11 protein-coding genes are annotated in these 11588 nt (G+C 36.8%); 5 read left to right on the top strand and 6 right to left on the bottom strand.

Annotated elements, in window-relative coordinates; translation table 11 throughout:
* Nucleotides 1-613: 613 nt before the first annotated feature.
* The 3 genes from I5677_RS14250 (at nt 614) to I5677_RS14260 (ending at nt 3879) form a co-directional block, all read left to right on the top strand.
* Complete coding sequence (locus tag I5677_RS14250) at nt 614-859, top strand: Veg family protein (protein ID WP_197662312.1); 246 nt, start codon at nt 614-616, stop codon at nt 857-859.
* A 336-nt stretch (nt 860-1195) separates the two neighbouring features.
* Nucleotides 1196-2764: a DUF3794 and LysM peptidoglycan-binding domain-containing protein gene (locus tag I5677_RS14255; protein ID WP_197662313.1), complete on the top strand. Its 1569-nt coding sequence runs from the start codon at nt 1196-1198 to the stop codon at nt 2762-2764.
* A gap of 446 nt (nt 2765-3210) precedes the next feature.
* Nucleotides 3211-3879 carry a hypothetical protein gene (locus tag I5677_RS14260; protein ID WP_197662314.1) on the top strand — a complete coding sequence of 223 codons (669 nt, stop codon included), beginning with the start codon at nt 3211-3213 and terminating at the stop codon, nt 3877-3879.
* Between the two features lie 212 nt (nt 3880-4091).
* Here the strand turns inward: I5677_RS14260 and ispE are convergent, their stop codons facing one another.
* Together ispE and spoIIR are read right to left on the bottom strand one after the other, a co-directional pair.
* Entirely contained in the window at nt 4092-4976 is an 885-nt protein-coding gene (gene ispE, locus I5677_RS14265) for a 4-(cytidine 5'-diphospho)-2-C-methyl-D-erythritol kinase (RefSeq protein ID WP_197662315.1), read from the bottom strand.
* A gap of 58 nt (nt 4977-5034) precedes the next feature.
* Nucleotides 5035-5772 (bottom strand): stage II sporulation protein R, encoded by a 738-nt coding sequence (gene spoIIR / locus I5677_RS14270; RefSeq protein WP_197662316.1) that lies wholly within the window; start codon nt 5770-5772, stop codon nt 5035-5037.
* A gap of 244 nt (nt 5773-6016) precedes the next feature.
* Between spoIIR and murI the strand changes: the two genes are divergently transcribed.
* Both murI and I5677_RS14280 read left to right on the top strand, forming a co-directional pair.
* A complete protein-coding gene (gene murI, locus I5677_RS14275) occupies nt 6017-6832 on the top strand; it encodes a glutamate racemase (RefSeq protein WP_197662317.1) in 816 nt (271 codons plus the stop codon).
* 11 nt (nt 6833-6843) lie between these two features.
* Complete coding sequence (locus I5677_RS14280; RefSeq protein ID WP_197662318.1) at nt 6844-7263, top strand: DUF1934 domain-containing protein; 420 nt, start codon at nt 6844-6846, stop codon at nt 7261-7263.
* A 2-nt stretch (nt 7264-7265) separates the two neighbouring features.
* Here the strand turns inward: I5677_RS14280 and I5677_RS14285 are convergent, their stop codons facing one another.
* The 4 genes from I5677_RS14285 to I5677_RS14300 all read right to left on the bottom strand — a co-directional run bounded on the left by I5677_RS14285 (nt 7266) and on the right by I5677_RS14300 (nt 11582).
* Nucleotides 7266-8525: a CapA family protein gene (locus I5677_RS14285; RefSeq protein WP_197662319.1), complete on the bottom strand. Its 1260-nt coding sequence runs from the start codon at nt 8523-8525 to the stop codon at nt 7266-7268.
* A 220-nt stretch (nt 8526-8745) separates the two neighbouring features.
* On the bottom strand, nt 8746-9201 hold the full coding sequence (locus tag I5677_RS14290; RefSeq protein ID WP_197662320.1) for a hypothetical protein: 456 nt from the start codon (nt 9199-9201) through the stop codon (nt 8746-8748).
* Nucleotides 9202-9332: 131 nt separating this feature from the next.
* Nucleotides 9333-10061 (bottom strand): lysophospholipid acyltransferase family protein, encoded by a 729-nt coding sequence (locus I5677_RS14295; RefSeq protein ID WP_197662321.1) that lies wholly within the window; start codon nt 10059-10061, stop codon nt 9333-9335.
* 234 nt (nt 10062-10295) lie between these two features.
* On the bottom strand, nt 10296-11582 hold the full coding sequence (locus I5677_RS14300) for a M15 family metallopeptidase (protein WP_243456613.1): 1287 nt from the start codon (nt 11580-11582) through the stop codon (nt 10296-10298).
* Between the last annotated feature and the right edge of the window lie 6 nt (nt 11583-11588).

Below are 11588 nucleotides of genomic sequence, written 5' to 3' on the forward strand. Positions count from 1 at the left end.
AAGTCCATCAAGATATTCCTGTGAAACTTTCGCACGGAACTCAGTAGTGTGTGGTGATTTGGACATAAAAATACCTCCTAAGTAGATTTTGGTTATTTCCCTTGTCTACTTAAGAGGTATCTTATCAAGCCCTTGTTAGCTTAATGGGTGCTTGCTCTTGTATATTGATTTAAGATTTTATACAATTAATAAAAAAAATGACAGAAAATTTACTAATTTGGAAAAATACAACAATATTTAGTAATATGTAAAAGAATACATCTATATATTGTGTGAAATAATTGAAGTTTGGAACATTGGATAAATTTAGATGGTTTAGATGTTAGATTTTTGTGCAAATTACTGTATTTATCTGGGCACAACGAACTAAGCTTGTGAAAATATTCCATAAAAAGCAACAAATTTTCAATTGTTTCATGTGCATATTTTTCTATACAAACCCGAGAATTGTGTTGAATTGTCTGAAAATTTATTGACAATTATTAGAATTTCATGTTATAATACTTATGATGCATAGAATTTGTAACAGATTTATTTGGAAGAATGTATGATATATCCATATGGAAGATCGGCTCGTGCAATGGAGATGAATGCATTAGTAAGGAGTAAAATAATGATGAAGCAAAATGACGTTAATAAGGTTCGAAACGCAGTTATAAGCCATACGGGTAGGAAGGTAAAAGTTAGAATTAATAGGGGCAGACATAAAATTGATGAGACAGAAGGAGTTATATCTGAAACATATCCGAGTATCTTTTTAATTAAAATTCAGGAGAACAAGGATATGCCAGTCCGAATTATGTCATACAGCTATACGGATGTATTGACAAAGGATGTTGAACTTATTTTATGCAGCTGAGGATAAGTATAAGGTAGGGCCAAAACCGTTATATATAATATACGGTTTTGGCCTTTTAAAATATATAGGGAATTTATCCGAATTTACTATATATTAAATGTATTCTAGGCATGATGTATACTCGCGCGTAAGAAATTTTGTCGTTTTTACCGACAACGCTCGGCACGAGAGTTTGCTAAGGCAAGCTCTCTATTCTATTAACTAATTAAGTATCTCTTTATGATTGTATTATATATAGTAATAGTTTGTTTAATTATATTCATAAATCCCTTTTTTCTTGAATAAGATATGACAGAGGCATTCCATCGTATGTCCAAATACAAGGAGGGATTTTAAGTGGAGTTAATTAAAAAGAATATTCATATGAATAAATTAAAATGTAAGAGTACCCTGCAGCTTACATTGGATGATGACTGTAATGTCCCCGATATTAAACCGGACATTGATAAAATTATTACGGAGCAGGGTGATGTTAAGATAACGGATATTCAGGCGATGAACGGAAAGCTTATGGTGAAGGGTTCGCTTGCCTTTAATGTTCTTTACCTGGGTGGAGAGAATTCAAAACCGATACATAATATTTCAGGGGAAATTCCGTTTGACGAAGTTATTAATATGGATGTTTCCTGTGCGGATGATGACCCTATTATAAAATGGGAATTAGAAGATTTATCAGCCGGATTAATTAATTCAAGAAAGTTAAGTATAAGATCTATTGTGAGGCTCAATGTGGCTATAGAAGAGCTTTATGATGAAGAAACAGCAGTAATGGTGGAAGACACGGATGACGTACAATATTTAAATAAAAAAATAGAAATTACAGATGTAAGCATTAATAAAAAGGATACCTTTCGAATAAAAGATGAGATTATGCTACCAACGAACAAAGGGAATGTATCCTCCATATTGTACAGTGATCTTCAACTTAATAATATTGAAGTTCGTATGTTGGAGAACAGATTTAGCATTAAAGGTGAGATACCTGTTTTTATCCTTTACACAAGTGAGGATGAAGAGAATCCGATTGAATATTATGAGACAGAAATTCCCTTTAGCGGTAATATTGAGTGTAACGGCTGTAATGAGGATATGATTGAGGATATTACCTTCCGTATCGTAAGTAAAAACCTCGAGATGAAACCGGATGTGGATGGTGAAGAGAGGGTGTTGGATTTTGAAGTTATACTTGAGATGGGCATCAAGGTTTATGAAATTGAGGAGCCTGAGATACTTTATGATGTTTACAGTCCGACAAAAGAGGTTACACCTATTATCCGCAATGCAACCTACGAAAATCTGGTTATAAAAAATAACAGTAAGTACCGTATTGCTGATCGGATTAAGGTTCCTGAAAATGAGCCTACAATACTACAAATCTGCCATGCCAACGGAACCATCAAAATTGATGAAATAATTCCGGAGGGTACGGAGCTTCAGGTAGAAGGTATTATTGAGGTTGGAATTCTCTATATCACCGAAGATGATTTAAGGCCGATGAACGCACTAAAAGGAGCCATTCCATTCACCCAGGTGATTGAAGTGAAGGGAATGAAACCTGACAGTAGCTTTGATATTAAGCCGAACATTGATCAACTGAGTGTTATGATGTTGGATAGTGATGAAATCGAAGTGAAGGCTACTATGAGCCTGAATACCATTGTATTTGATAAGATCACGGAACCGATCATTACCGATATTGAAGTATCAGATATTGATATGGATAAATTACAGTCCATGCCCGGAATTATCGGATACGTTGTTAAGAAAAATGATACATTGTGGAATATTGCAAAGAAATACTATACCACTGTGGATACAATTATGAGCATTAACAATATGGAGGAGGATAAGATTAGAGAGGGCGATAAGCTTATCATCCTAAAGAAAGTTGATGTTACAATATAAAGAATACCACTAAAATATAATATGAAACAGATAAGAGAAAGCTACAGTAATGGCTGTAGAAAGATAAGCGATTGATAAGGGCTGTTCAAAATAAACAATGAGAATATAATTTACCTCACACACAGGCTGAAGGACATATTTTCGATTTTGTATGCCTAGTTCGAACACTTCTGTTCGTTCTAGGCATAACAAAATCAGCTACATTGACGTCAAACAGTGCTTTACGGTAAATCATATTCCCGCTTCACTATTTTGAAACGTCCCCTTTATTCTTTTTTGATGGAAAGCTACGGTATAAATATAAAGATTTTTTGTCATTTTGCCGAAATATAAGCATAGGATAGCATTTCCAATGTACCAAGGAAGGTGCATCCTCCAGTAACCAAGGATGGTAGGAGATATTTAAGAACTGGTGAGAGATCTCATCGTAAGAATGGAGGATTCGAATGAGTATAAGTCAGATAACAAATGCAGTTAGCAGCTATGAAGCCGGCAGTAAGGGAAAAGCCCAAGCAGGTAATAGTAAGGAGAAAGTAAAAGAGAAAGACAAACAATCAAGTCAAGATACGGCAGTAGTATACGAGAAAAACAATAAGGAAACAGAAAGCAAGAAGGTATACCAAAGAGACGAAGCTACGATTAACCGACTATTAGAGGAAGCTGAGAAGAGAACCCAAAGCCTAAGAGATCTTGTGGAGAAGATGCTTTTAAAACAGGGACAGACCTTAAATGAAGCCACTGACATCTATGCCCTACTTCGGGAAGGTAAGCTGGAGGTAGACCCCGAGACGAGGGCAAAGGCTGCGGAAGATGTAGCCGAGGACGGATACTGGGGTGTCAAGCAAACCTCTGAGAGGTTGGTATCCTTTGCAAAAGCCTTAACGGGAGGGGACCCCTCTATGGCGGATAAGATGATCGATGCTGTTAAAAAGGGCTTTGAGGAGGCGACAAAGGCCTGGGGAGGCGAACTTCCGGGGATTTGTAAAGAGACCTTGGATGCAACGATTTGCAAGCTGGAAGAGTGGAGAGATTCTATTAGGGATGAGGTTTCTATGGATGAAGAAGCCAAGAATGCATTTCAACAGCAGGCCGCATCGGCTCAGCTGTCAAAATAAATAATGAGTACCAAGGGGCTGTTTCAAAATAAACAATGGGAATATGATTTACCTCACACACAGATTGAAGGACATATTTCGATTTTGTATGCCTAGTTCGAACACTTCTGTTCGTACTAGTCATAACAAAATCAGCAATATGTCCGTCAAACAGTGCATTACGGTAAAATCATATTCATCGTTTAACTATTTTGAAACAGCCTTTTGCATGATTATTGTTTTAGAGGTAGATCCGGCCAATAGGGATTTGTAAGAAACACCTGTTTTTTATAGGAGGAGTTCTTAAAATACTTATAGGCCTTTTCCGCCGTCGCGGGATTATCATAGATACCGAATACAGTGGGTCCGCTTCCGCTCATGAGCGAAGTGAGGGCACCGTTATTAATCATATCATTCTTAATATGATTAATAACGGGATATTCTTTGACGGTAACCGTCTCAAGAATATTACCCATAGTTACGATAAGCTCTGCTAAATCACCATGTTCAATGGCTTTTAACATGGAGGGAATATCCGGATGGGGCACAGTATGATCCAGTACTAAATTCTCATATACGTATTTGGTAGACACATTAAGATCCGGTTTTACAAGTAATATATTACAGGAAGGCATAGGCCCAAGTGGAGTCAATATTTCACCAATTCCTTCCGATAAGGCGGTTCCCATCAAAAGGCAATACGGGACGTCTGCTCCAAGCGTAACTCCTAACTCCATAAGCTCCTTAAGCGTAAGTCCGGTACGGTAAAGAGTATTTAATCCTTTTAAGGCAGCCGCAGCATCCGAACTACCTCCGGCCAAGCCGGCTGCCACCGGAATTCGTTTGTATATGGTGGCATGTATTCCTTCGCTAATATGGAAAGTATTTTTAAATAATTCGATTGCTTTATATACAATATTCTTTTGATCCGAGGGAAGATAAGGGAGATTCGTTTTTAATGTAATATCTCTTTTCCTGGATTTTCGGAAGGTTAAGGTATCGTATAAACTGACAGTCTGCATAATCATGCTGACATCGTGATAACCGTCTTCCCGTTTTCTTAGGACATCCAGCCCCAAATTTATCTTAGCATATGCTTTCATCGTGATGGAATTCATGATTGCCTCCGGTTATATAGGATATCCGTATTCTATCATATTGAGAAAGTCTTTACAATCAGCTTTTGAATAGCTTTTTTATTGATTCCCACAACTTGAATTTTACTTTCACAGGGGTTTTTTGATCCCGCAGGGTTGCATACTCTTCTTCATCGAGTAGGTATTTCAATTGCCTGTCGGTGCCTTCGTCGACAATACTATAGGTTTCATCGACAAAACATAGGGGCGGAAACATGACGCACCACCAGTTCTTACCCCTCGCGGCGCCTATTTTGACTTTTAAAGCTTCATAAATACCGGGAGGAAAGGTATATTCTCCATATATCTTCATAGGAAAATAGGTTTTTTCTAAGCTGACACTAACTTGGTAATTGTACCCTTCCCTTAAGATGAGCTCTTTGGTTTTTTCCTGTATAAAAACTAGTCGGCTTTTAATAATGTTACGACCTTCATTGATACTTTTTGCGTCTTTCAGATAAGGGGTCATTTCCTTTACTAAGACATCTTTAATTTTATATTTAAGCTCCTGATCCTCTATGCTGTCGCTGTTTGCAATTACATGAAATCTTATGATTTCATGTGCTATTCCTTCTTGTATTTGGCTGGCATTCACTACATTTGCTTTTATCAGCAGGGTTAATATCCAAGAAATGAAAAGTATAGAAACCAATAGTGTCAAACGAAGTTTACTATTCAAAAGATTCATATAAAATGAAATGATTTTTTTATTGATCTTAGTATTATGTGTGTTAATGTTACGATTAAAGTTTGGATCGTTTATGTTATCTGCATTCATGTTTACCTCCTTCCCTGTTAGCTTTTATGTAACAGGTTTTATATTTACTTTTTTAATTATTACCAATTATTGGATTTCTATACGGTAACGGGAAAGGACGAAAAGCATAAACTGATATTCGAAGGCATATTGTAATTAGAAACCATATCACTTGAACTTATGATATTTTGATAGTACAATGAAAAGGTATTCTATAATTTACTGAATATATGAACTGCCAAAGGCGGTAGCATGGAGGGTTATCATGACGAATAGCGCACCAATAGGCGTATTTGATTCCGGTGTCGGAGGATTGACTGTAGTTAAGGAGATTATGCATCAGTTACCGAGAGAGTCAATTATTTATTTTGGTGATACGGCAAGACTCCCATATGGAACCAAGTCTAAGGAGACGATTATAACATATACAAGGCAGATTGTAAGGTTTTTAATGGCTAAGGGTGTGAAATCAATTGTCGTTGCCTGTAATACAGCCAGTGCATTTGCCTTAGAGACAGTAAAAACAGAAGTAAATATTCCAATGATAGGAGTTGTAAAACCCGGTGCCAAAGTGGCTGCGGAGGCTACAAGAAACGGGAATATAGGAATTATAGGAACCGAAGGAACCATAAGCAGTGGGATTTATAATGAGTTTTTAAGTTTAACGAATCCGAATGTTCAGGTTTATGGGAAGGCTTGTCCTCTTTTTGTACCCTTAGTAGAGGAAGGGTTGATTGAGGATCCTGTAACTCTAGAAATGGCCAGAAGATATATTGGTGAGCTTTTAGCACATAATATAGATACTCTTGTGTTAGGATGTACGCATTATCCTTTGTTAAGAAGAACAATACGAAAAACGGTCGGAGGAACAGTTAGATTGGTTAATCCGGCTTACGAAACGGCAAAAAGCCTAAAAGAAATTTTAATAGATTGCGGATTGGAAAATGAGAGTTTGCTACAGATGGATCATACCTTCTATGTCAGCGACGGTGCTGAAAAATTCAGGCGATTTGCCAATTCTATTTTACCCTGTGAAGTGATTGAGACAAAGGATGTTAATATAGAGGAATTAATGATATAAGGGAGTTTAACATGACAAAAGAAGTTTTTATTACGATCAAAGGCTCACAGCTTGGAGCGGAGGATAATAATCTCATTGTAACCAAAACTAAGGGAGTGTATCTGCATCGAAACAAAAAACATTATCTGCAGTACGAAGAGACAGAAGAAGGTGGTAAAGGTAAGATAAAGAACATTATTAAATTTACTTCCGGACAGTTAGATATGATAAAGAATGGCAGCTCAAAGACCCATATGATTTTTGATTTGAAGGAGGATACCACTTCCCTATATCACACTTCTTATGGAAGTCTGCACCTGCAAATTCATACAACAACACTTAAGATAAAGGAAGAAGAGAACGAAATTCGAATTCTTCTTTTGTATACGCTATCCTCCAATCAGGTTCCCTTGTCGGACAACCAGATACAAATTGTGGTGAAAGCAATTTAAATCTATCTGGTTTTTTCGGTGGCATATCCATTCTCGTCAAATTCGACATTGAAAGATATCTCCTCCATAAATTTATAATAATCCTTTCTTTTTGCTTCCTCTTGAATTAAATAAGTATAAGTGTTTTCTCCCATGGCAGGAAGGAGTTGTACCTGCACCGTATCATCCGGATTGAGATAAAGCTTTAATAAACCGGTTTCTCTTTTGACACCGTTAAACCAATAATTGCCCAGGCTGTAAGCGATAGGCTTTCCTTTATAAAACTCAAGGCCCTGCATAACGTGCGGATGACAACCGATAACAGCATCAGCTCCTGCATCAATATATTTTTTAGCTAAATCCTTCTGATACTCTAAAGGATAATGTTCTTTCTCCTTGCCCCAGTGAAGATATATGACAACAAAATCACTGTTTGCTTTGGCCTCCTCCACGGAGGTAAGGATTAAAGTAGGATCATAGGTGCCTATCATACCGGGCCGTGTCTCAGTAGCATACCAATCCATTGCAAAGACAACTCTGGAGGCGGCCAGGTAGGCAACCTTAGTATCGCCAAAGGTATAATAGATAGGGGCTTTTGCCCGTTCCATATTTATACCGGCACCTACATAGTCAATCTCGGCGCCTTCTAACGTTTCAAGGGTATCTAAAAATGCATCCATACCGTAATCCAGGGTATGGTTATTGGCAAGGGATACGATATCCACACCCATTTCTTTTAGGATATTAACTCTTTTTGGATTTGCTCGGAAATGATATTGTTTGTCAGGGACTTTTTTCCCTCTGAGACTATAGGTAAATTCGTTATTTAACATCATAATATCAGCGTTTTCCATTTCTTCAATCAGCTCAGGGGAAATACCGCCCAGAATTCCTTTTGCTTCACTGTCGTATTTGGCCATGGGCCTGGAGCCTTCATTAAAATTAATATCGCCTGCAAATGCTAAAACAATTGGAGTGTTGATAGAAGATTCGTCGGGGGAACCATTGGTAGATGCATTACCGGGTTGTGTTTCCTCATTTTTTTTGTCTGCTTCAGGTGTGATAGGTATATTGTTATCTGCTTCGTCCGTATTATCGGTGTTACCTGGTATGGTTTCATCAACATCAGGAACAGAATTTTCATTGATATCTTTTTCAGGAACGGAATTTTCTTTTACATCCTTCTTGTTCTGGAGTTCAAAGGAATATGCTACAACACCGGTTATTGCAAGTATTATTATCGCAATGATTAATGTAAATAAAATAAGATTCTTCTTTTTCATAAGTTACTCCATTCTGCCCCAACCCGAGAAATTGGGTGGTAGCACAAATATATAGTGTGGAACATTTTGTTTTTCACACTTTCATTTTCAAAAAACCTCCTACCCTATATATTCATTATGTCTATAAGGTAAGAGGAATATTGCTTGTTTAATATAGGTTAAAATCATATAATGAAATCAATTTATCGGGTATATATGATATTTAAAGTACTGCCGATGTCTATTTGTTTTTTTTGAAGCTACCGGTTATTTTCTTCATAAAACTTTTCTTTTCTTTCTTAGCATCCAAGCCGCTTCTTAAGCCTTTTACATCCATAATATAGATACCGCTGATAACGGCTTTTACTTCTTTCTTTACAGGAATGATATCAAACACCTTAGCATCACAAATAAGGGACATTACCTTCGGTCCAATTTTAGCTTTTACAATCGGAACTTTAGAAGCTCGCATATATTTTGGTGTCTGATCGAGTACAATCTTTGGAAGGTTTGCTTCTTTTAATTTTAATTTCTTTTTATCAATAACTAGAATAGAAACAGTCTGGGCTGCAGCTTTCATCTGTGCTTCTGAATCTGCTTGCTTTTTCTGTAATTTCTTTCCGACAAAATATAAAACGATAAGACCTACAATTACAATAGCTCCAACAATCAATAATACGGTTAAAACGGTATCCATTAACTATGTACCTCCTAGTTTGTACAAATTCACATAATGCCTCTTGTTAGGCATCGTTTATTGTATCATTTTTTTGTTAAAAAATAAATAGTAAATATAAAAATTATAAAAATAAGTGAAACGGTTAATCATTAGATTAACTTTGAGTTTTTATCTAAGGCTTCTTTAATGATGTTTTGTACATAAGAACCTAAAAATTTTCGTTCTTCCTTGTCCAACTGATTAGGATAGATAGGCTTCCCAAATTCCACTATAACATGAGCGGAGCGTATCCATGGAGTCTGCTTCTCGAATAAGGCATCGGTATTAGAGATGGCAACAGGAATGATGGCACATCCAGTCTTTTCTGCCATTTTGAAGCTTCCTTCCTTAAACGGTAGCATCTCATTGCTCTGATTTCTGGTTCCTTCGGGAGATATAAAAACAGAATACCCGGATTTTATCTGTTCTATACCCTGTAAGACGGTTTTTAATCCTTGTTTAATGTCATCCCGGTCTAAGAAAAGACATTGGATAAATCTCATCCAAGTTCGTAAGAAAGGGATTTTAGCAATCTCTTTTTTGGCCATGAAGCCGGTCAAATTCGGTAAAGAAACATAGGTAACAGGTACATCAAAATAGCTTCTGTGATTGGCAACATACAATACAGCTTCATTTTTGGGAATGTTATCCCTGCCGATGACGGTTCTTTTAACACCGGATATAAATAAAACAATCCTAAAAGCAGCTGATACAATCGCTTGTGAACTAACAGCCATAGCCCGACGGTTATATTTTTCCAAGATAAACTCGATTAGAAAAACAGGTATGCTAAGAATAAAAAATATCACTAAAAATAAGCCGGTTAAAATTAAACGCATAAACAGATCCTCCCTGATTCTTATTACAAAAAGTAAGATAATTCAGTAAATCAGTATATATAATTTTGTTTTGTTATATTCTTGATTCTAATATTCGATGCATGAAAAAAGAGATTCTTATCATTATAGCATAGATAATTATAAAAATCTCTTTATTTTGATATAGGAAAGTTCTCGGAATATCCTATATCATAAAAAGCCTTCCAAGCAGGATGTACACTCGAACGTAAGGAATTAAGGCGTAGGCGTTGGTGTTACACCGGGATTGTTCATGTCGTCCTCATTATCCTCTTTGAAGTTATTAGCCCCAATATCATCTATTGGGAGATTTTCCTCAGTTTCTGATTCATCTTCCGTGGTTTTCGTATTATCATTATCATCTATGGTACCACCATCAGAGCTTTCATGATCGGTTATGTCGTCATTCGATTCTCCGTCATTAGAAATGTTATCCTCATTAGGCTCTTCATCCTCAGATATATTCGTATCGTCATTTTCAGAAAGTTCTTCTTCGGAAGTTTCTTCTCCCTCTAAATCTTCCTCAGCTTCGTCTAAATCCTCCGGTAACGGAGTAGGGGTAGGCGTAGGTGTTGGTGTTGGAGTGTAGTTTATCAGATCAGAATACTCTTCTTCAAAATTAAATTCTTCGCTTGGTATGTAGTTATAATATTCTTCTAAGGTTAGATCATTTTGATAAAGATATGTAGCAAGATCCTTACCTACATAGCGAATATGCCAGGGTTCATAGGCGTACCCTGTGATATCAGCTTTATCTTTCGGATAACGTATAATGTATCCATAATGATGGGCATTATCTGCAAGCCATTTACCTTCCGGGCTGGTAGAAAAAGCCGTAGTTAACTTGTACCTTAAAGATTTTGAAGATACATCCATTGCAAGACCTGTCTGATGCTCGCTGGTTCCCGGAACGGCTGAATATCTCAAGGTATGTTTCTTTCCTTTTTTCACAATGTTGTCGATGAAAATGTTATGCTGTCGCTTGTAAGATCGATATCCCGATATTCCGTATAGAACATACCCGTCTTTTTCGGCGGCAGCAAATAAATTCTCTATTGCTACAGAAGCCTCCGGATGTAATAATTTTCGCTCCTCATAATGAGGTATATCAAAGGGAATGTTCGGCTCCACTAATTTATAGGGAACGTAGTCTTTGGGTAGGCCATACTCTTTGTTTATAAAAACAGTGATGCTGCTTGGTTCTAAGTCCATCTCGGTTGCAGGTGTCCAGGGAATGCCGGTTGGTAAATTCTCTTCCATATTCACCATATCCTCATTAATAATATTATCATCATATTCTATGGTAGATGAGTTGTATGTATTCGTCTCAGTATTAATTTCATATTTTATGGCGCTTGGTGATACCGTGGAAGCAGAGACACTTCCTTTTACATAATAAGAGTTCTTTTCCGGGGCGTCGCTTGTAACGGAGTAAATAACAAAACCGGTAAGGAACATTAAAGCGGAAACGGACATTATTATAATAAATTTATTTCTTCCCAACCTGAC

Source organism: Mobilitalea sibirica, from assembly GCF_015999265.1.
Taxonomy (GTDB): Bacteria; Bacillota; Clostridia; order Lachnospirales; family Lachnospiraceae; genus Mobilitalea; species Mobilitalea sibirica.